18 protein-coding genes are annotated in these 20,253 nt (G+C 73.3%); 17 read left to right on the top strand and 1 reads right to left on the bottom strand.

What is annotated here, in order from left to right; translation table 11 throughout:
- The first annotated feature begins 820 nt into the window (after nt 1-820).
- From LCD35_RS15925 to LCD35_RS15845, 17 genes are all read left to right on the top strand, one after another.
- Nucleotides 821-2,518 (top strand): UDP-N-acetylmuramoyl-L-alanyl-D-glutamate--2,6-diaminopimelate ligase, encoded by a 1,698-nt coding sequence (locus LCD35_RS15925; RefSeq protein WP_255615027.1) that lies wholly within the window; start codon nt 821-823, stop codon nt 2,516-2,518.
- Nucleotides 2,515-4,029 carry a UDP-N-acetylmuramoyl-tripeptide--D-alanyl-D-alanine ligase gene (gene murF, locus LCD35_RS15920; RefSeq protein ID WP_225044400.1) on the top strand — a complete coding sequence of 505 codons (1,515 nt, stop codon included), beginning with the start codon at nt 2,515-2,517 and terminating at the stop codon, nt 4,027-4,029. The genes LCD35_RS15925 and murF overlap by 4 nt, the downstream gene beginning before the upstream one ends.
- A complete protein-coding gene (mraY, locus tag LCD35_RS15915) occupies nt 4,026-5,102 on the top strand; it encodes a phospho-N-acetylmuramoyl-pentapeptide-transferase (RefSeq protein ID WP_224959306.1) in 1,077 nt (358 codons plus the stop codon). The genes murF and mraY overlap by 4 nt, the downstream gene beginning before the upstream one ends.
- A 41-nt stretch (nt 5,103-5,143) precedes the next feature.
- Nucleotides 5,144-6,538 (top strand): UDP-N-acetylmuramoyl-L-alanine--D-glutamate ligase, encoded by a 1,395-nt coding sequence (gene murD, locus LCD35_RS15910; protein ID WP_224959308.1) that lies wholly within the window; start codon nt 5,144-5,146, stop codon nt 6,536-6,538.
- A 5-nt stretch (nt 6,539-6,543) separates the two neighbouring features.
- Complete coding sequence (ftsW, locus tag LCD35_RS15905) at nt 6,544-7,968, top strand: putative lipid II flippase FtsW (RefSeq protein ID WP_224966939.1); 1,425 nt, start codon at nt 6,544-6,546, stop codon at nt 7,966-7,968.
- Complete coding sequence (gene murG / locus LCD35_RS15900; protein ID WP_224966940.1) at nt 7,965-9,086, top strand: undecaprenyldiphospho-muramoylpentapeptide beta-N-acetylglucosaminyltransferase; 1,122 nt, start codon at nt 7,965-7,967, stop codon at nt 9,084-9,086. Before ftsW ends, murG begins: the two co-directional genes overlap by 4 nt.
- Entirely contained in the window at nt 9,083-10,537 is a 1,455-nt protein-coding gene (gene murC, locus LCD35_RS15895; protein ID WP_224966941.1) for a UDP-N-acetylmuramate--L-alanine ligase, read from the top strand. Before murG ends, murC begins: the two co-directional genes overlap by 4 nt.
- On the top strand, nt 10,534-11,277 hold the full coding sequence (locus LCD35_RS15890; protein ID WP_224959314.1) for an FtsQ-type POTRA domain-containing protein: 744 nt from the start codon (nt 10,534-10,536) through the stop codon (nt 11,275-11,277). Before murC ends, LCD35_RS15890 begins: the two co-directional genes overlap by 4 nt.
- A gap of 406 nt (nt 11,278-11,683) precedes the next feature.
- Nucleotides 11,684-12,115, top strand: a complete 432-nt coding sequence (locus LCD35_RS15885) for a hypothetical protein (RefSeq protein ID WP_224966942.1) — start codon at nt 11,684-11,686, stop codon at nt 12,113-12,115.
- Complete coding sequence (locus LCD35_RS15880; RefSeq protein ID WP_224966943.1) at nt 12,112-12,645, top strand: DUF3558 family protein; 534 nt, start codon at nt 12,112-12,114, stop codon at nt 12,643-12,645. Before LCD35_RS15885 ends, LCD35_RS15880 begins: the two co-directional genes overlap by 4 nt.
- Nucleotides 12,646-12,710: 65 nt before the next feature.
- Nucleotides 12,711-13,475 (top strand): PPE domain-containing protein, encoded by a 765-nt coding sequence (locus LCD35_RS15875; RefSeq protein WP_225044399.1) that lies wholly within the window; start codon nt 12,711-12,713, stop codon nt 13,473-13,475.
- 85 nt (nt 13,476-13,560) lie between these two features.
- The gene (locus tag LCD35_RS15870; RefSeq protein ID WP_225044401.1) at nt 13,561-14,061 is read left to right on the top strand and encodes a hypothetical protein; all 501 of its coding nucleotides are present in this window, start codon (nt 13,561-13,563) and stop codon (nt 14,059-14,061) included.
- Nucleotides 14,062-14,247: 186 nt separating this feature from the next.
- On the top strand, nt 14,248-15,060 hold the full coding sequence (locus LCD35_RS15865; protein ID WP_225044398.1) for an ESX secretion-associated protein EspG: 813 nt from the start codon (nt 14,248-14,250) through the stop codon (nt 15,058-15,060).
- A gap of 84 nt (nt 15,061-15,144) precedes the next feature.
- Nucleotides 15,145-16,470: a sugar ABC transporter substrate-binding protein gene (locus tag LCD35_RS15860; protein WP_224959319.1), complete on the top strand. Its 1,326-nt coding sequence runs from the start codon at nt 15,145-15,147 to the stop codon at nt 16,468-16,470.
- Nucleotides 16,467-17,351 (top strand): carbohydrate ABC transporter permease, encoded by an 885-nt coding sequence (locus LCD35_RS15855; protein WP_224959320.1) that lies wholly within the window; start codon nt 16,467-16,469, stop codon nt 17,349-17,351. The genes LCD35_RS15860 and LCD35_RS15855 overlap by 4 nt, the downstream gene beginning before the upstream one ends.
- Nucleotides 17,344-18,147: a carbohydrate ABC transporter permease gene (locus LCD35_RS15850; RefSeq protein WP_224959321.1), complete on the top strand. Its 804-nt coding sequence runs from the start codon at nt 17,344-17,346 to the stop codon at nt 18,145-18,147. The genes LCD35_RS15855 and LCD35_RS15850 overlap by 8 nt, the downstream gene beginning before the upstream one ends.
- A 55-nt stretch (nt 18,148-18,202) precedes the next feature.
- Nucleotides 18,203-19,228, top strand: a complete 1,026-nt coding sequence (locus LCD35_RS15845; RefSeq protein WP_224959322.1) for a YafY family protein — start codon at nt 18,203-18,205, stop codon at nt 19,226-19,228.
- On the opposite strand, the gene LCD35_RS15840 is transcribed toward LCD35_RS15845, so the two are convergent.
- Entirely contained in the window at nt 19,171-20,079 is a 909-nt protein-coding gene (locus LCD35_RS15840) for an SDR family oxidoreductase (protein WP_224959323.1), read from the bottom strand. The two genes, LCD35_RS15845 and LCD35_RS15840, sit on opposite strands and share 58 nt — an antisense overlap.
- Between the last annotated feature and the right edge of the window lie 174 nt (nt 20,080-20,253).

Raw genomic sequence — 20,253 nt, 5'->3', positions numbered from 1 at the left:
CGCCCTGGTGGCCTCCGCCGCGGCCGGCGCGTTCGTGCTGCACCGCCGCATCCCGTGGCGGGGGGGCCGGGGGGGGGCGGGGCGCGGGGGGGGGGGCGCCCCGGGGCCGCCGGGGCCGCTCGCGCCACGGCCCGTGCACGTCCGGACGGCTCAGACCGGGATGCGCGGGCCGCAGGACCCGGTTGGATCGTCGAGAACCGAAGGCGACGGCACCCGCTGCGTCGCCGCTCCGGCGGTGCTCACGGCCGCAGCCGTCCCCCGCCCGAGTCGTTCTTCCACCGATCCGCCGAAATCCGCGGAATCACCGACCTGGCAGTAGGAACGCTAAACGACGTCCGCCGGTGCGCACCACGATCCGGCGGAAGTTGCACGAGACGGACCAGTGCTCGCCAGCGAACGGCCCCGGCCGCAAGTAGGTGCTCGCGCTCCCGGGGCCGGACCGCATTTTCCAGGCGGCACGATCGGCGTCGCGCGGAACGGCCGCGGACCGGCCGAACCCGGGTCCGTCGCTGGTCAGGGAGCCTGGTCGACCGTTCCCGGGTCGGTGTCTCCGCGCCGCCGGGCCGGATCGCGCCGAGCCCCGGGGAGGCCCGGGAGAAACCGGCGCGGGGTGCGCGGACCCGGTTCTGCGCGATTCCTCGGCGCCATCCGGACGGCGGTTCCACGCGACCGGGGCCACCCGCGCGGGCACCGGTCCCGGACGCCGGACGCGGGCCGACGCGCTCGCGCGCGAGGCGTTCTACTGGACGCCGGGCCGCTGCGCGGTGTGCTCCGAACGGCCCAGTCCGAAAACGCGGTGTGTGCAGAGGTGACCATGAGCATGACCCGTCAAGTGGTACCGGTAGCCTTGCGCGACGTGCCTTCCGCGCTCGCGACAGCCCCGCCTCGACCCGCTCTGGTCGAGCCGGTGCAGATCCACCAGCTCGCCGGGACGATCGGTGCGCGGGTCATCGACATCCCTGGTCACACCCCTGGTGAAGGGGTGGTGACCGGAGCGACCCTGCGAGCTCAGCACGTGCGTCCCGGCGATCTGTTCGCCGCCCTCCCGGGAACCCGGGTGCACGGAGCCGACTTCGCCGCCGACGCCCTCACCGCCGGCGCCACCGCCGTGCTCACCGACCAGGCCGGCGTGGACCGCGTCGCGCTGCTCGACCACCCGCGGGTGCGGGCCGGGGAAGTGGCGCTGCTGGTGCACGATGACCCGCGCGGCGTGCTCGGCTCCGCCGCCGCCCGCATCTACGGCGACCCGTCGCAGAAGCTCACCATCCTCGGCGTCACCGGCACGTCCGGGAAGACCACCACCAGCTACCTGCTGGAGTCCGCGCTGCGGGCCGCCGGGCACACCACCGGGCTGGTCGGCACCGTCGAGACCCGCATCGCCGGGGAACGCCTCGACAGCGCCTTCACCACGCCCGAGGCGCCCGATCTGCAGGCGCTGCTGGCCGTCATGGTCGAGCACGGCGTCACGCACGTGCCGATGGAGGTCTCCAGCCACGCCCTCGCGCTCGGCCGCGTCGGTGGCACCCGGTTCGCCGTCGGCGCGTTCACCAACCTCTCGCAGGACCACCTCGACTTCCACCGCGACCTGGAGGACTACTTCCAGGCGAAGGCGCTGCTGTTCGACGGCCGCTCCGAACGCGAAGTGGTGTGCGTCGACGGCGAGTGGGGCCGGCGGCTGGTCACCGAGGACACGATCACCGCGTCCACCACCGGCGACGCGAGCTGGACCGCCACCGACGTCGAGACGTTCCCGACCGGCGAGCAGCGCTTCCGCGCGCACGGTCCGGACCGGACGCTGGACGTGCGGCTGCGGCTGCCGGGGCCGTTCAACATCGCCAACGCGCTGCTGGCCGCCGGAGTGCTCACCGCCGCCGGGATCCCCGCCGACGCGATCGAACGCGGACTGGCCGAAGTGGACGTGCCCGGCCGGATGGAGCGGGTCGCCCTCGGGCAGGACTTCACCGCCGTGGTGGACTACTCGCACAAGCCCGGCGCCGTCTCCGCGGTGCTCGACGCGGCCCGCGCCCAGGTCATCAACGGGGGCGGCCGGGTGCTCGTCGTGCTCGGCTGCGGCGGTGACCGGGACGTGGCGAAGCGGCCGCTGATGGGCGAGGCGGCCGCGCGCCGCTCCGACCTGCTGGTGGTCACCGACGACAACCCGCGCAGCGAGAACGCCACCGACATCCGCGCCGCCATGCTCGCCGGGGCGCTGGAGGTGCCCGAGGGCGAACGCGGCGAGGTCGTCGAAGCGGGCGACCGGCGCGAAGCCATCGCCGAAGCGGTGCACCGAGCCCGGGCCGGGGACGTCGTCGTGATCGCCGGCAAGGGGCACGAGACCGGCCAGGAGGTGGCCGGGGTCGTGCACCCGTTCTCGGACCGGGACGAGGTGGCGGCGGCGCTGCGGCGCAGGCTCGACACCGGCAGCGCCCGGATCGGGGACGGCAGTGGGGGAACGCAGAACACGGGGGAACCCGCGCCCCCGGCCGGTGGCCGGGGCGGCAACGAGGAGGCAAGGTGATCCGGCTCAGCCTGGCTGACATCGCGGAAGCGGTCGGCGGCAGGCTCCACCACGCGGACGGCACCGAGTTCGTGACCGGTTCCGTCGAATTCGACTCGCGCAAGATCGGGCCGGGCGGGTTGTTCGTCGCGGTCCCTGGCGAGCGCGTCGACGGGCACGACTTCGCCGCTCGCGCCGTCGCGGACGGAGCCGCCGGCGTGCTCGCCGCGCGCGAAGTGCCCACCGCCGACGGACCGATCCCGACCGTGATCGTTCCGGAGCTGTCCGAACACCACCCGAGCCGGGCCATGGCCCTCGCCGGGGACGTCGACGGCAGCGGCGCCGCAGTGCTCGCCGCCCTCGCGCGGCTGGCGCGCGCGGTGGTGGACCGGCTGCCCGAGCTCGCCGTCATCGGGGTCACCGGTTCGTCCGGCAAGACCTCGACCAAGGACCTCATCGCGCAGGTCCTCGAACCGGCGGGCCCGACCGTGGCGCCGCCCGGGTCGTTCAACAACGAGCTCGGGCATCCGTGGACCGCGCTGCGCGCCGACGAGCACACCCGGCACCTCGTGCTGGAGCTCTCCGCCCGCGGTCGCGGCCACATCGCCGCGCTCTGCGAGGTCGCCCCGCCGCGGATCGGCGCCGTGCTCAACGTCGGCAGCGCGCACCTCGGCGAGTTCGGCTCGCAGGAGGCCGTCGCGCAGACCAAGGGCGAACTCGTCGAAGCGCTGCCCGCCGCCGCCGACGGCGGGGTCGCCGTGCTCAACGCCGACGACCCGCTGGTCGCCGCGATGGCCGAGCGCACCCGGGCCCGCGTGGTCCGGGTCGGGCAGAGCCCGGCCGCCGACGTGCGCGCCGAGGACATCGAGCTCGACGAGCAGGCGCGCGCCGAGTTCACCCTCGTCACCGCCACCGGCTCCGCCCGGGTGAAGCTGCCGCTGCACGGCGAGCACCACGTCGGCAACGCGCTCACCGCCGCCGCCATCGCCGTGGAGCTCGGCGCGAGCGTCGAGGAGGCCGCCGCGCGGCTCGGCTCGGTGCGGCGCGTCTCCGCCCGGCGCATGGAGGTCACCGAGACCCTCGGCGGCGTCACCGTCATCAACGACGCCTACAACGCCAACCCCGAATCGGTGCGCGCGGCGCTCAAGACGCTCGCGTCGATGACCAGGGGCAAACCGGGCCGCGCCTGGGCGGTGCTCGGAGTCATGGGCGAACTCGGCGATGCCGAGGTCGCCGCGCACGACGAGATCGGGCGGCTCGCCGTCCGGCTCAACATCGACCGCCTCGTGGTGGTCGGTGACCAGGCACGGGCGATGCACCAGGGTGCCTCGCTGGAAGGGTCATGGGGAGAGGAGTCGGTTCTGGTGCCGGATGTCGATGCCGCCGTCGCGCTGCTGCGCGACGAGCTGCGTCCCGGTGACGTCGTGCTCGCCAAGGCGTCCAAGGTCGCCGCGCTGTGGCGCGTCGCCGAACAGCTGACCGAGCAGGTCACCGATCGATCCGCCACCGAGCGAGCCGGGGGTCAAGCGTGAAGAGCATCCTCGTCGCCGCAGCGGTGGCGCTGGTCATCTCCATCCTGTTCACCCCGTACCTGATACGGATCTTCTCCAAGCAGGGCTTCGGCCAGGAGATCCGCGAAGAGGTGCAGAAGTCGCACGCCGCCAAGCGCGGCACGCCCACCATGGGCGGCATGGCGATCCTCGTCGCCATGTGGGCCGGGTACCTGATCACCCACCTCACCGTCGCGGAGGAAGGCCCCACGGTCTCCGGCCTGCTGGTGCTGGGGCTCACCACCGCGCTGGGCATCGTCGGCTTCCTCGACGACTTCATCAAGATCCGCAAGCAGCGCAACCTCGGCCTGAACAAGACCGCGAAGCTCGTCGGGCAGCTGGTCGCCGCCGTGCTGTTCGCGATCCTCGCGATGCGGTTCCCCGACGACAACGGCATCACCCCCGCTTCCGAGCACCTGTCGTTCATCCGCGACATCAGCATCGTGTCGTTCGGCGCCATCGGGTTCGTGATCTTCGCGTACGTGGCGATCAGCGGCTGGTCCAACGCGGTCAACTTCACCGACGGCATGGACGGGCTCGCGGGCGGTACCGCGGCGATGGTGCTGGCCACCTACGTGCTGATCTCGTTCTGGCAGCTGCGCTACGACTGCACGGGCGGGGGCGGCAGCGGGCCCGCCTGCTACACGGTCCGCGACCCGCTGGACATCGCGATCGTCGCCGCGGCCGCCATGTCGGCGTGCATCGGGTTCCTGTGGTGGAACGCGGCACCCGCGAAGATCTTCATGGGCGACACCGGTTCGCTCGCGCTGGGCGGTCTCGTCGCCGGGCTGAGCATGGTCACCCGCACCGAACTGCTGATGATCATCATCGGCGGGCTGTTCGTCGTCGAAGCCCTCTCCGTCGTGCTGCAGATCGTCGTGTTCCGCAGCACCCGGCGCAGGCTCTTCCGGATGGCACCGTTCCACCACCACTTCGAACTCGCCGGGTGGGCGGAAACCACGGTGATCATCAGATTCTGGGTGCTGGCCGGGATCAGCTGCCTGTTCGGCGTCGGGCTGTTCTACGCGGACTGGCTCAGCCTCTACGGCGGCTGACGATCCCGGCGGCCACGCCGCCGGCAGGAGAGGAGAGTGCGGTGACCCGAACGTTGCGGGACCGGCGGGTGCTGGTCGCGGGTGCCGGGGTGTCCGGCCGCTCGGCCGCCGAAGCGCTGCTGGCGGCCGGTGCCGAAGTCACCGTCACCGACGCGTCCGAAGAACGGCTCGCCGCACTCGACTCCGTCCGCGCCGGCGGCGGTCGGCTCCTGCCCGGACTGCTCGAACCGCCCGCCGGGACCGACCTCGTCGTCACCAGTCCCGGCTGGCGGCCCGGCACGCCGCTGCTGGCCGCCGCCGCCACCGCGGGCATCGAGATCATCGGCGAGGTCGAATTCGCCTGGTGGCTCGACCGGGCGCGGCCCGAACCCGCCGACTGGCTCGCCGTCACCGGCACCAACGGCAAGACCACCACCGTCACCATGCTCGAATCGGTGCTGCGCGCCGCCGGGCTCGACGTCGTCGCCTGCGGGAACGTCGGGCTGCCCGTCGTCGACGCGGTGCGTGCCGGGCACCGGGTGCTCGCCGTCGAGCTGTCCAGCTTCCAGCTGCACTGGTCCCGATCGCTGGCCGCGCAGGCCGGGGTCGTGCTCAACCTCGCCGACGACCACCTCGACTGGCACGGCACCCTCGACGCCTACGGCGCCGCGAAGGCCAAGGTGTACGCGGGCAACGTCGTCGCGGTGCACAACGCCGACGACGAGTGGTCCACCCGGCTCTCCACCGGCGCGGGCAGGCCCGTGTCCTTCACCCTCGGCGAGCCCGGACCCGGCCAGCTCGGCATCGCCGACGGCACCCTGCTCGACCGGGCCTTCGCCGACGACCCCGCCGGGGACGTGCTCGCCGACGTCGCCGACGTGCACCCCGGCGGGCCGCACAACCTCGCCAACGCGCTCGCCGCCGCCGCGCTCGCCCGCGCCCACGGCGTCCCCGCCGACGCCGTCGCCCGTGGCCTGCGCGCGTTCGAACCCGGCGCGCACCGCTCCGTCGTCGTCGCCGAAACCGGCGGCACCACCTGGGTCGACGACTCCAAGGCCACCAACCCGCACGCCGCCGACGCCGCGCTGCGCGCCCACGAACGCGTCGTGTGGATCGCGGGCGGCCTGCTCAAGGGCGCCGACGTCGACGAACTCGTCGCGCGCAACGCCGGGCGCCTCGCCGCCGTCGTGCTCATCGGCCGCGACCGCGCCGCGTTCGCCGAAGCGCTCGCCCGACACGCCCCGCACGTGCCCGTCGAGCAGGTCTCGGCGGGGGACGATGCGGGCATGTCCCAGGCCGTCACCAGGGCCGCCGCGCACGCCACACCCGGCACCGCGGTGCTGCTCGCCCCCGCCGCCGCGTCCATGGACATGTTCACCGACTACGCGCACCGGGGGCGGGCCTTCGCCGACGCCGTGCGGGCGCTGCCCGCCACCGCCCCCACCACCGGCGGGTGATCGCGGTGACCACCTTCGCAGCGACCGCGCGCCGGCCCCGCCGCACCCGCAAGCCCACCGGGCTCGCGGCCATCACGACCCCGCTGACCGCGTGGCTCACCCGGCCGCTCGCCTCGTTCCACCTGCTGCTCGCCGTGTTCGGCCTGCTCACCGTGTTCGGGCTCGTCATGGTGCTGTCGGCGTCCAGCGTGGACTCGTTCACCAGCGCCGGGTCCTCCTACGACATCTTCATCCGGCAGGTCATCTACTGCGGCGCCGGACTCGTGCTGTTCTACGGGGCGCTGCGGCTGCCGGTGCGGCAGATGCGCAAGCACAGCCTCACCGTCTTCGGCGGCTGCCTGCTGCTGCTCCTGCTCGTGCTCACTCCGCTGGGCAGCGTCCGCAACGGCGCGCAGAGCTGGTTCGTGCTCGGCGGGATCTCCTTCCAGCCCGTCGAGTTCGCCAAGATCTCCTTCGCGCTGTGGGGCGCGCACGTGCTCGTCACCAAGCGCGGGCTGCTCGCCCAGTACCGGCACCTGCTGGTGCCCGTGGTGCCCGCGGCGATGCTGATGTTCGCGCTCGTCATGCTGCAGCCCGACCTCGGCTCCACCATCACGCTGTTCATCGTGCTGCTCGCCCTGATGTGGTTCGCCGGGGCGCCGCTGCGGTTGTTCGGCGTCTCCGTGCTCGGCGCCATCACCGCCGCCGTCGTCCTCGCGATGGTCGCGCAGTACCGGATGGACCGGATCACCACGTTCCTCGACCCCGCCTCCGATCCCACCGGCCGCGGCTACCACGCCCGGCAGGCGCTGTTCGCGCTCGCCGACGGCGGGCTGTTCGGCCGCGGGCTCGGCCAGGGCTGGTCGAAGTGGCAGTACCTGCCCAACGCGCACAACGACTTCATCTTCGCCGTCATCGGCGAGGAGCTCGGGTTCGTCGGCTGCGTCATCGTGCTCGTCCTGTTCGGCACCACCGCCTACGTCGGGATGCGCATCGCCGCCCGCAACACCGACCCGTGGATCAGGCTCGTCTCCGCGACCCTCACCGCCTGGCTCGTCGGGCAGGCCGCGATCAACGTCGGCTACGTCGTCGGCCTGCTGCCCATCACCGGGCTGCCGCTGCCGCTGATCTCCTCCGGCGGCTCGTCCGTGGTGACCAGCATGCTGGTGTTCGGGCTGCTGGCGAACTTCGCCCGGCACGAGCCGGAAGCGATCGCCGCGCTACGGTCGCTGGGGCCGGGCCGCGTCGGGAAGCTGCTGCGCCTGTCCACGCCCGAGCCCTACCGCCCACCGGCGAAACGCCGCCCGGCGCGCACCGCGCCCACCAGCCGCCCCGGAGCGCGCAGCGCAGGGGCCCAGCCGACCCGCCGGGGATCACCGGACGCGCGGAACCGCACCGCGGCCCGCGGCAAGACCGGATCCCGGGCACAGACACGAGGAGGACACCGTTGAGCGGGCAGCACCCGGCCCCCGGACACCCCGCCCGGCGCGGCCTGTCGGTCGTCGTCGCAGGCGGCGGCACCGCCGGACACATCGAGCCGGCCCTCGCCCTGGCCGACGCCGTACGCAGGATGCGCCCGGACGCGCGCATCACCGCGCTCGGCACCGAACGCGGACTGGAGAACCGGCTGGTGCCCGCACGCGGCTACCCGCTGGAACTGGTGCCGCCGGTGCCGATGCCGCGCAAGCCCAGCACCGAACTGCTGCGGCTGCCGCTGAAGGTGCGCGACTCGGTGCGCAAGACCAAGGACGTGCTCGAACGCGTCCAAGCCGACGTCGTCGTCGGGTTCGGCGGCTACGTGTCGCTGCCCGCCTACCTCGCCGCGCGCGGGCGCACCCCCATCGTCGTGCACGAGGCCAACGCCCGGGCGGGCATGGCGAACAAGGTCGGCGCCCGGTTCGCCGAGCGCGTCCTCGCCGCCACCCCCGACAGCGGGCTCGCCGGGGCCCGGCCCATCGGCATCCCGCTGCGCGAATCCATCACCAGCCTCGACCGCGCCGCGCTGCGCATGCAGGCCCGGCAGTTCTTCGGGCTGCACCCGCACGCGCCGACCATCCTCGTGTTCGGCGGATCGCAAGGCGCCCAGACGCTCAACACCGCGTTCTCCGGGGCCGCGCAGGCGCTCGGGCGCGCGGGCATCGGCGTGCTGCACGCGCACGGGCCGAAGAACACCCTCGCCGTGCAGCAGGTCCCCGGCGCCCCCGTCTACAACGCGGTGCCGTACCTGGAGCGGATGGACCTCGCCTACGCCGCCGCCGACCTCGTGGTCTGCCGCTCCGGCGCCATGACCGTCGCCGAGGTGTCCGCCGTCGGGCTGCCCGCCGTGTTCGTCCCGCTGCCGCACGGCAACGGCGAGCAGGCCCTCAACGCGCAGCCCGTCGTCTCCGCGGGCGGTGCCCTGCTCGTCGCCGACGAGGACATGACGCCGGACAAGGTCATCAACGAGGTCCTGCCCCTCGGCCGCGACCCGCAACGGCTGCACATGATGAGCCGTGCCACGCTGGGAACCGGACACCGGGAAGCCGACCAGGTGCTGGCCCGGATCGTGCTGGAGGTGGCGGGCCGGTGACCGAAGCGCAGACCGCGGAACGCAGCGGCACCGACGACCTGCTGTCCCGCGTCCACCTCGTCGGCATCGGCGGCGCGGGCATGAGCGGCATCGCCCGCATCCTGCTCGCCCGCGACCGGCAGGTCTCCGGTTCCGATGCCCGCGACTCCCGCACCGTGCTCGCCCTGCGCGCCCAAGGCGCGCACGTCGCGCTCGGGCACCGCGGCGAGAACCTCGACCAGCTCGACCAGGATCCCACCGCCATCGTGGTGTCCACCGCGATCCGGCCGGACAACCCGGAACTCGTCGAGGCCCAGCGCCGCGGCATCGCCGTGCTGCGCCGCGCCGAAGCGCTCGCCGCGCTCATGGCCGAGCACCGGGTCGCCTGCGTCGCGGGCACGCACGGCAAGACCTCGACGACCTCGATGCTCACCGTCGCGCTGCAGCACTGCCGGCTCGACCCGTCGTTCGCCATCGGCGGCGACCTCAACGAGTCCGGCGCCAACGCGCACCACGGCGAGGGCGGCGTGTTCGTCGCCGAGGCCGACGAGAGCGACGGATCGTTCCTCGTGTTCGCGCCCTCGGTCGCCGTCGTCACCAACGTCGAACCCGACCACCTCGACCACCACGGCACCCCCGAGGCTTACACCGAGGTCTTCGACGAGTTCGTCCGCCGCATCGAGCCCGGCGGCGTGCTCATCGTCAACGCCGACGACCCCGGATCCGCCCGGCTCGCCGGGCAGGCCGCCGCCGGCGGGCTCCGCGTCCGCCGCTACGGGCACACCGCGGGCGGGCCCGGCGACGCGCGCATCGTCGACTACCGGCCCGAGCACGGGGCCGGTGTCGCCGTCGTCGAGCTCGACGGGCAGCGGATCGACGTGCAGGTCTCGGTGCCGGGCGAGCACATGGCGGGCAACGCCGTCGCCGCGCTGCTCGCCGGGCTGGAACTCGGGGCACCGCTGGACGAACTGCTCGACGGGCTCGCCGCGTTCGGCGGCGTGCGCCGCCGCTTCGAGTTCAAGGGCCAGGCCGGCGGGGTGCTCGTCTACGACGACTACGCCCACCACCCCACCGAGGTCGACGCGCAGCTGCGCGCGGCCCGGCCGGTGGTCGGCGACGGCAGGCTCATCGTGGTGTTCCAGCCGCACCTGTTCTCCCGCACGGCCGCGTTCGCCGCCGAATTCGCCACCGCGCTGGGGCTCGCCGACGAGATCGTGGTGCTCGACGTCTACGGCGCGCGGGAGGACCCGCAGCCCGGCGTCACCGGGGCGCTCATCGCCGACCAGATCCCGGGATCGGCGGACCGGGTGCGCTTCGAGCCGTCGCTGACCGACGCGGCACCGCTCGTGGCCGGGCTCGCCGCGCCGGGGGACCTGGTGCTCACCATGGGCGCCGGTGACGTCACCATGCTCGGGCCGGAGATCCTCGGAGAGCTCGAACGGGCCGCGGGTACCGGAGGTGCGGCGGAGTGAGCGCGGCAGGGCGGTCGTCGAACCGGCCGGGGGTGCGCAGCACTCGCGGCCGGCCGGTGCGCGGCGGGATCCAGCGATCCCCGCGCCGCTGGCTGCTGCCGGTGGCGATGTCCGTGGTGACCGTCCTGGTGCTCGCCCTCTACTACAGCCCGATCCTCGGCGTGCGGTCCGTGCAGGTCGACGGGCTCGCCGCCGTGCCGGAGCGGACCGTGCTGGACACGGCGGGCGTCGAGCTCGGCAACCCGATGCTGCAGGTCGACTCCGAGGCCATCCGGTCCCGGCTGGGCGCGGTCCCGGAGATCGCCGATTCGGAAGTCCACCTGCAGTGGCCCTCCACGGTGCGGCTGGAGATCACCGAACGCGTCGCCGTGGCCTACGTGCCCGCCGACGGACCTGGTGAGAGCGGGGTGCGGTTGATCGACGCGGCGGGCGTGCCGTTCCGCACCGTGCCCCACCCGCCCGCCGGGCTCGCCCAGCTGCGGCTCGGCGACGACCGGGCCGACGGCGTGCGGACCGCGATGATCGCGCTCACCGCGCTGCCCGCCGACCTGCGGGCGCAGGTCACCGAGGTCCGCGCCGAACGGCCGCAGAACCTGTTCCTGGTGCTGGCGGGGGGCAGGCAGGTGCACTGGGGCGAGAGCACGGCCGCGGACCGGAAGGCCGCGATCCTGGTGCCGCTGCTGACCCGCTCCGGGCAGGTCTACGACGTGACGAGCCCGGATCTGCCGACCGTGGCGTGATCGCCCGGCTGCCGGGGTGGCGCCGTGATGGGGTCGGGTGCGGCGGTGCCGGGCGTGCCTTCGCCGGGACAGGTCGTTCGGCGGGTTCGCCGTTGTCCGGCGAAGGTGGAGTCGATGACGGCCATCCGGGTGCGGTGATCACTCTAATGGCGGTCGACCATTGGGAAGAGCGAATCCGTCCGATCGCGGATTTCCCTCGCGATGTGGTCGTGCGCACGCCTGGAATTCGAGTGATCGCGGAATAAGACAACAGGAATATCATCTTCGGCAACTTTGCCGAGCACGCTCCGTGGCCGCTGTCCGACTTTCAGGTGGAAAAACGCGTGACGGCCATTTAATTAGACCGAATTGACCGGCCGGATCGATAACGTTTCCCCATCCGATCAGATCGGAGCGAGGAGGCGAAGTGACCGACGGTGCAGGGCCGGCGCGAGGCGGTGGTGGCTCGCTGGAGGCCGTTTCCGCGCAGCTGGCCGGAATCTCGGCCCAGAACGAGCAGCTCCGCGCGCAAGTGGCGTCCGGTCGGCTCAAGATCGATCCGGAAGCGGCGGAGAAGGCGGCGCAGGCTTATGAGAAGGCGCAGCGGAGAGTGCAGCGGCTCAGCCGAAACACCGATCTGCTGCTCAAGGTGCAAGGGCTCGGGGAATACCACTCGGCTGTCCAGCTATCCCGAAAATTCGAAGCCAAAGCCGATGACGGTTCGTCCGGAGCAGTCGCACTGCTCGGGAGATTGAGCGATGAGTTGAAGGAGAAGGCCGAGCTCTTCCGGCAGGCCGCCAAGGATTACACGGCGACCGACGACGCGATCGCGCAAGATCTGATGCGAGGTGAGGGATGAACGCGATCCCGCGCAAGGCAGGGTTGGCGCTGCTCGCGGTCGGGATGCTGGCATCCGTTTCCGGATGTGCGCTGGATTCCCGAGCCGACGGCGAGTCCGCTGTGGAGGAACCGGTGCGGACCGTCGGGTTGGCGAAGGTCGATCCCTGCACGATGCTCACGGAACAGGAACTCGCCGCACGTGGTGGTCGGCCGCCCGGCTATCCGAACAACGACATCGCGGCGGAACCGGGCTGCGACTTCGACGGAGATCCGTTCGGGTACAGCTTCTACAAGAACCAGGAGATGACCGTCGAACGCTACGGCGAGCGGGACGTCTGGTGGCGGTTCGAACGAAGCGAGCTCGACGGCAGACCGGCCGCGATCACGGTCGTCCGAGGCTCGGCCTCAGCGCGGATCTGCTCCACGATGTTCGACGCCGGGGGTGGCGTGATCACCGTGACGGCCCAGGAGACCGACGACGAAGGTCGCGACGAGTGCGCCGAGTCCTGGCTGGTGGCCGAGCTGATCGCGGCGAAGAGCCCGCGCTGATCGCCGGCGCACACGTGCAGCCCCCGCCGGCGACACCGGTGGGCGGCTGCGAACCGGGGGGATGAATGGGATTCGGGGAGTGGGCGGAGCGCGTCGCGGAGACGGCGCACGACGCCGGGGCGTCCTGGCTGGGCTACGAGACGACGGCGCAACGCGAGGCGCGGGAACGCGCGGAGGTGGCCGAGCGCTCCGGCGAGCGGCGGCGCGACGTGCTGGCCGACCGCAACGAACAGCTGCACGCGGGTGGCGAGTTCGACCCGCCGTCGATCACCGAGCAGGAGAACTGGCAGTCCTACAGCCACCACGAGCTGTACGAGACGAACGAGCGCTCCCTGGACCCGGCGAAGGCGCAGGAGGTCGCGGAAGCGTGGCGGCGCATCGGCACCGCTCTCGCCGAGATCGGCCCGGACCTGCACCGCGAGGCTAGCGGCGCCATCGCGGGCGGCTGGGAGGGCGAAGCGGCCGACGTCGCCACCGCCTCCGCCGAACCGCTCGTGCAGTGGATGTCCGACGGCGGCCGGGCGTTCCAGTTGACCGGGAACAAGGTCGAGCAGGCCGGTTCGGCCGCCGGCCAGGTGAAGGCGATGGTGCCCGCACCGCAGGACTACAGCATCGGCCGCACCCTCGCCGCAGGCATTCCCGGCGGATTCGTCGGCGGCGGCGTGGACGCGCTCGCGCAGATGCGGGAACGGCAGGAAGCGGAACGCGCCGCGCAGGAGACGATGCAGCGCGTCCTCACCCCGACCTACGACGACGTGGACCGGACGGTCCCGGTGTACCCGGGCCTGGACGGGGCGCCGCTGCCGAAGCGGCGGAAGTCCCGGTGCTGAACGGCCCGGCCACGACCGCGGCGGCGGAGCCGACCGGCCCGGCACCGGGAGCCCGGACGGCCCGGCCGGCTCCGATCCGTCGTGGGTGCCGGACCAGCGCCCCGACGGCACCCCGGAACGAGTACCGCCCGGCGGGCAGCGGGACCGGGCCGGTCAGGACCGGTGGCGGGGCGCGCTGCCCGGCGGCGGACTTCCCGGCGGCCCCGGGGGCCGCGGCGGTGGTCGTGGTGCCGGCGCTTCCGCGCTCGGCGGACCCGGCGCAGGCGGCCGGAACACCGGCGGCCCGGGCGGCAGACCCGGCGGCGGAACTCCCGGCACCCGCGCGGGCGGCACCGGCAACCAGCCCGGCCCCGGCGGACGGGCCGGCGTCGGAGCAGGTTCCGGCGCGGGCGCCCGCGGCATCCCGGCAGGCGGCCCGGCCGCCGCCACCAGCGGTGCGCGCGGTGGTGCCGGGGGAGCGGGCGCGGCCCGCCGCGGCGAAGGCGGCGAGGACTACGAGCACGAGCGGCCCGGCTGGCTGGAGGAGCAGGACGACGTCTGGATGGAAGGAATGCCGAAGACCGCCCCACCGGTCTTCGGCGAGTGAACGCCCGCTCTCGTCGCCACGGGGTGGCGGCCTCGTCACCGGTGAGCGAAGGCCGGACTCGCGAGAACGCCGCTGCGAATCCGCGGGCGGCCGGGCCGCGCACCTGGTCGGCGGCTTCGCCGCGGACAGGACGGCGGTCGGTGGACGGGTGGGAGTGTTCGAGGATCGTGCTCAGAGGGGAACCGGATGGCGCTGGTGGGTCGGTGGCGGTTGCACCCGCTGCACCTGTACTTGTTGCGCCGTTACCTGGCGGTGGATGATCTCGCGCTACCGCTGGAGGCCCCGGCGTACGGGCGCACGCGGCGGCAGCTTCGCGAGCTGGCGCGCCGTGAGGCCCCCGCGATGCACCGGGCCGGGCTCCTGGTGGACGACGACGCACCGGCGGAGCTGGCCGAGGCGCTGCGGGTGCTCGCGGGGCCGCAGCTGTGGGTCGACTCGTTGTGGTGCCCGGAGTTCGGCGGTGAGGCCGCGTGGCGCTCGGTGGCCGCGCTCACCGGCCGCGATCGGGTGGTGCTCGGCGTGCAGGAACCGGGGGAGGGCGCGCGGTACGGCGGGGCGCTGACCGTGGAGCTGCACCAGCGGGCGGCGCTGTCGGAGGTGCTGCTGGCGACGCTGCCGCCCGCGCCGCCCGGTACCCGCGGCCGGGTGCGGGTTCCGGAGAGCTCGCTGCGGTCCGGCCCGGAGGAGCTCGCCACCGGGTTCCTGCAGCACGTGGCGCCGGTGCGCGGCAGCAGCGGCGACCGGCTGGTCGAGCAGTACCGGAGCATCGGTTCCGGCCCGCACCTGCGGGCGGGACAGTTCGCCGCGTCCGCGCGCGATCCGCGCGGTGCGCGGCGGCGTTCGGCGGTGGTGCGCTGGTTCGACAACGCCGCCCCCGACGGCCGCTACCTGGATCACGCGGAGCGGGGCGGCGCGGGCGAACGGGTGCACGCCCTCACTCCGGCGGACGTGCGGGAGGTCCGCATCCGGTTGGAGGCGCTGGTCGACTCGGTGCGCTGACCCCGGCGGCGCCCCACCAATGGCGCATTGACCGTGTTCGATCGCCGGGAATAGCGTTCGGCAATCGATTTCTGGGGGAATCAGATGCGCGACGTGCCCGCGATCAGCCGCCGGACCGCCCTCGGGGCGGGTGCGGTGCTGCTCGCGGGTGCCGCCGGGTGCGCGCCGGCGCGGGATCCGGGCGAGATCAGCCTGTGGAACTTCTACGGGCCGGGCGGGCAGAACAAGAGCCAGAGCGACTGGATCAGCAGGCTCGCGGCGGAGTGGAACGCCACGCACGAGGTGCGGGTGCGGCTGCGGTACGTGCCGAACAAGGACTACAAGGCCGGGCCGACCTTGCAGACCTCGTTCAGCGCCGGTGCCGGTCCGGACGTGTTCCTGCTGAGCCCCGGCGATTTCCTGCGCTACTACAACGGGGGCGCGCTGGCCGACCTCACCCCGCACCTCGAACCGGGCGTGCGGGAGGACTTCCTGCCGGAGGTGCTGGCGACGCGGCTGGTCGACGACCGGGTGTACGGGCTGCCGATGGAGATCGAACCGCTGGCGCTGTTCTACAGCGAGGACGCGTTCGAGCGTGCGGGGCTCGCGGAAGGCGACCTGCCGGGTACGTGGGACGAGCTGCTGGGCCTGGCGGAGCGCCTGACCACCCCGGACCGGTTCGGGATGCTGTTCGAGACGAACCCGGGCTACTACCAGAACTTCACCTGGTACCCGTGGCTGTGGATGGCCGGTGGCGACGTGTTCACCCCGGACCTGCGGCGCAGCGCGTTCGACTCGCCGGCCGCGCACCGGGCGATGCGGCTGTGGCAGGACGCGGTCCGCTCCGGTGCCGCTCCGCGCCGGGTGCGCGGCGAGGGCGGCAACGACACGATCTCGAACCTGGCGCAGGGCTACTGCGCGATGCAGCAGCTGGGGATCTGGGGCATCGCCGAGATCGCCGAGCAGGCGCCCGGTTTCCGCTACGGCGTCACGCCGATGCCCGCGCCGCCGGGCGGCACCGCCACCACGGCGCTGGGCAGCTGGGCGATGGTCGCGAACGCCTACGGCGCCAACCCGGAGGCCGCGGCCGAGTTCGTGGCGTGGGCGCTCGGTTCGTCCGACCCGGCGGGGGTGGAGCGGATGCGGCAGTGGAACACCGTGGCGAAGACGGGGATCCCGCCCCGGCGTTCGGTGCGCCGCGCCGCCGAAGCCCAGGGCGCCTTCGACGACGGTCCGATGCGGGTGTTCGCCGACCAGGTGATGGCGCAGGCGCGTCCGGAACCCCGCTACCCGCCGGAGGTGTACCGCGCGATCTCCGACGCGCTGCAGTCCTGCCAGCTCGACGGGGCCGACCCGGCCGAGGCCGCCGGGGCGGCGTCCGAGCAGATCGACACGTTCCTGGCGGGCTACGACGGGGCGGCTATCCAATGAGCGCCCGGCGTTCCGACGGCCGGTCCGCGCTCGGCTTCCTCGCCCCGGACGCGGTGGGGCTGCTGGTGTTCGTGGCCGTGCCGACGGTGCTGGCGCTGGTGGTCGGATTGTTCGAAGTGGACGGTTTCGGCAACGTCGGGTGGGCGGGGCTGGACAACTTCCGGTTGATGGCGGGGGACGGGCTGCTGTGGCGCAGCTTCGGCATCACCGCGCTGTACGCGGGACTGTTCGTGCCGCTGGTGTTCGCGTGCGGGCTGGCGCTGGCGCTGCTGGTGCGGGACCACTTCCCGGGCGTGGGGGCGGTGCGCGCGGCGCTGTTCCTGCCGAACGCGGTGAGCCTGGTGGTGATCGGGCTGCTCTGGCAGTTCCTGCTCACCGACAAGACGGGCCTGGTGAGCCGGGTGCTCGCGGTGTTCGGCCTGGACGGCGTCTCGTGGCTGGGCGATCCGGACCTGGCGCTGGTCACGTTGGTGCTGATCAGCGTGTGGTTCCTGATGGGCTACCAGATGCTGATCTTCCTCGGCGGGTTGAACGACATCCCCGGGGACCTCTACGACGCGGCCACTGTGGACGGTGCGGGCGCGTGGCACCGGTTCCGGCACGTGACCTGGCCGATGCTGCGGCCGACGAGCTTCTTCGTCCTGGTCACGTCGACGGTGAACGCGGTGGCCGGGTTGCAGGCGTTCGACCTGGTCTTCGTGACCACCTCGGGCGGCCCGGCGAACGCGACGTCCACCGTCGTGTACTACGCCTACCAGCAGGCGTTCCAGTTCGGCCGGTTCGGCTACGCGGCGGCGATCTGCGCGCTGCTGGTGCTGCTGCTGGGCGCCATCACCGGGGTGCTGTTCGCCGCGACCCGAGGAGGCCGGTTCGATGCGTAGCGGGATCCGCGGGCGGGCGCTGCTGGCGTACCTGGTGGCGCTGGTGACGATCGCGCCGCTGCTGTGGCTGCTACTGGCGGCGTTCCGGCCGGCGGCGGAGCTGTTCTCGGTGGGCTGGCCGAGCGCGTTGACGCTGGAGAACGTGGGGTACGTGCTGACCGAGGTGCCGTTCCTGCGCTACCTCGCGAACAGCGCGTTCATCTCGGTGGTGGTGACGGCGCTGGCGTTGCTGGTGCACTCGATGGCCGCCTACGCCCTGGCGCGGATGCACTTCCGCGGGCGGGGGATCGCGTTCGCCGCGGTGATCGCGACGTTGCTGATCTCGCTGCCGGTGATCCTGGTGCCGCTGTTCCTGGTGGTCCGGACGCTCGGCATGGTCGACACGTACGCGGGGCTGATCGTGCCGGGCGTGTTCAACGCGTTCGGCATCTTCCTGCTGCGGCAGTTCTACCTGGGGGTGCCGCGGGAGCTGGAGGACGCGGCGCAGCTGGACGGCTGCGGGCACTGGCGCACCTACTGGCACGTGGTGCTGCCGCTGAGCAGGCCGATGCTGGCCGCGCTGGCGGTGCTGTTCTTCCTCGCCAACTGGAACTCGTTCCTGTGGCCGCTGGCGGTGGCCCAGGACGAGTCGTTGCGGGTGGTGCAGGTCGGCATCGCCTCGTTGCAGGGGCAGTACGCCTCCAAGCAGCAGTACGTGATCGCCGCGGCGCTGCTGGCCGCGATCCCGACGGTGCTGGTGTTCCTGCTGGGGCAGCGCAAGCTCATCTCCTCGCTGAAGACCACCGGGCTGAAGTGACCGGGCTCTGTCGGGGGCCGGGCGTAGCGTCCTCGGCACCGGCGGAGGGGGAGCGATGCGGGCGGCGCGGTTGATCTCGTTGGTGCTGCTGCTGCAGAACCGGGGCGCGGCGACGGGGCCCGAGCTGGCCGCGGAGCTGGAGGTCACCGAACGCACCGTCGCCCGCGACGTGCAGGCGTTGACGGAGGCGGGCGTGCCGATCTACGCGGAACGCGGCCGCAACGGCGGCTACCGGCTGCTCGGCGGCTACCGCACCCGGCTCACCGGGCTGCACCGGGCGGAGGCCGAGGCGCTGCTGCTGGCCGGAATTCCCGGCCCGGCGGCCGAGATGGGGCTGACCGAGGCCGTCGGCAGCGCCCGCCGCAAGATCTCCGCCGCGCTCGCGCCGGGGCACCGGGACGCGCCGGACCGGGTCGCGCGGCGCTTCCACCTGGACGCGCCCGGCTGGTTCCGGGAGACCGAGACGCCGCCGCTGCTGCCGGAGCTCGCCGACGCGGTGTGGCAGGACCGCGCGGTGCGGGCCACCTACCGCCGCCGGGACCGGGAGGTGCACCGCGAGATCGAGCCGCACGGCCTGGTCCTCAAGGCGGGTGCCTGGTACCTGGCGGGGCGCTGCGGCGGCCGGTTCCTGGTGTACCGCGTGGACCGGTTCCGATCGGTGGAGGTGGGCGGTCCGTTCGAGCGGGACGCGGAGTTCGCGCTGCCGGAGTTCTGGGCGCGGCGCGGCGCCGAGTTCGAACGCGCCCTGCTGCGCGCGGAGATCACCGTCCGGATCGCTCCCGACGCGCTCGCCGCCCTGCACGGCCAGGTCGGCGGCCCGGCAGCGGCGGACGCGCGCGCCGCGGCCGGGGAACCCGACGAGCAGGGCTGGGTGACGACCACCCTGCCGGTCGAGTCCCTGGAGGTCGCGCACGCGCAGCTGCTCGGGCTCGGCGCGCGGGTCCAGGTGCTGGCCCCGGCGGAGCTGGCCGAGCGGATGGCGCGGACCGCCGCCGAGCTCACCGAGCTGTACCGGCCGGCGGATCAGCGGTACCCGGTGGTGTCCTCCGGCGCCCCCGCTTCGACGACTTCGGCGATGTAGCGCCACGAATCCGGTCGCGAACCGTCCAGGTCGGTGAACCCGTAGTGCTCCGCGAGCTCGAAGCTGGACACGGTGCGCCCGGCCCAGCGGGACACCTCCGGGTCCGCCGCCAGCGCCGCGACCCCGCGGCCGACGAAGTGCGGCGATTCCGAGATCGAGAAGTGCGGTTCGGTTGCCTCGCGCCAGTTCTGCTCGGTGACGTCGAAGTGGTCGAGCATCATCTCCGAGCGCAGCCAGCCCGGGGTGATCGCGAGCGCGGTCCCGCCGTGGGGGCGCAGCTCCTCGGACTGGGCGAACGCCAACCGGCTCGCGGCGATCTTCGTCACATCGAAGAACGCGCCGCAGTCCGCGCGGTAGCGCCGGTTGTACTCGGTGGTGCCGTCGGTCAGCTCCACCACCAGCCCGCCCGGGGTGCGGGACAGCAGCGCGAGCGCGAAGTGGCTGGTGATCAGGTGCGCTTCGATGCCGGTCCGGAGCCTGCGCAGGCCCAGGTCCAGCGAGTGCTCCCACACCGGTTTGTGCCAGTCCATCAGGTGCTCGCCGCCCATGTCGTTGACCAGCAGGTCCAGCCGGCCGCGCTCCCGCTCGATCCGCGCGACCAGGTCCCGGACCTCCTCCGGGACCTGGTGGTCCACCCGCACCGCGACGCCCTCGCCGCCCGCGGCCGTCACCAGCTCCGCGGTGTCCTCAATGGACTCGGGCCGGTCGTAGTCGGAGCGCGCCTCCCGCGTGGTGCGCCCGGTGCCGTACACCGCGGCGCCCGCGGCTCCCAGCTCCACCGCGATCGCCCGGCCCGCTCCCCGCGTCGCGCCCGCGACCAGCGCGATCTTCCCCCGCAGCGGTCGTTCCATCGTCGTGCCCCTCCGTCGGTTCCGGTTCGTCCCACCGATGCTGGCGGCGAATCCGGACGACCGCGGTCCGGATTTCCGCGCCGTTCTTTTCGAGTGGGCCGCCCGGCACGCCCGGCCGCGCGGTACGGTGAACATCGGTGATCGCGCAGCGCCGATCACCGTGCAGGCGAGAAC

This window comes from Saccharopolyspora sp. 6V (assembly GCF_020176785.1).
Taxonomy (GTDB): domain Bacteria; phylum Actinomycetota; class Actinomycetes; order Mycobacteriales; family Pseudonocardiaceae; genus Saccharopolyspora_C; species Saccharopolyspora_C gregorii.
This window is presented reverse-complemented; position numbering and strand designations above follow the sequence as displayed.

Excerpts from the sequence above, each read along its gene's own strand:
- LCD35_RS15925 (WP_255615027.1), top strand. The coding sequence starts at position 821 with ATGACCCGTCAAGTGGTACCGGTAGCCTTGCGCGACGTGCCTTCCGCG.
- LCD35_RS15880 (WP_224966943.1), top strand. The coding sequence starts at position 12,112 with ATGAACGCGATCCCGCGCAAGGCAGGGTTGGCGCTGCTCGCGGTCGGG.
- LCD35_RS15875 (WP_225044399.1), top strand. The coding sequence starts at position 12,711 with ATGGGATTCGGGGAGTGGGCGGAGCGCGTCGCGGAGACGGCGCACGAC.
- LCD35_RS15865 (WP_225044398.1), top strand. The coding sequence starts at position 14,248 with ATGGCGCTGGTGGGTCGGTGGCGGTTGCACCCGCTGCACCTGTACTTG.
- LCD35_RS15860 (WP_224959319.1), top strand. The coding sequence starts at position 15,145 with ATGCGCGACGTGCCCGCGATCAGCCGCCGGACCGCCCTCGGGGCGGGT.
- LCD35_RS15855 (WP_224959320.1), top strand. The coding sequence starts at position 16,467 with ATGAGCGCCCGGCGTTCCGACGGCCGGTCCGCGCTCGGCTTCCTCGCC.
- LCD35_RS15850 (WP_224959321.1), top strand. The coding sequence starts at position 17,344 with ATGCGTAGCGGGATCCGCGGGCGGGCGCTGCTGGCGTACCTGGTGGCG.
- LCD35_RS15845 (WP_224959322.1), top strand. The coding sequence starts at position 18,203 with ATGCGGGCGGCGCGGTTGATCTCGTTGGTGCTGCTGCTGCAGAACCGG.
- LCD35_RS15840 (WP_224959323.1), bottom strand. The coding sequence starts at position 20,079 with ATGGAACGACCGCTGCGGGGGAAGATCGCGCTGGTCGCGGGCGCGACG.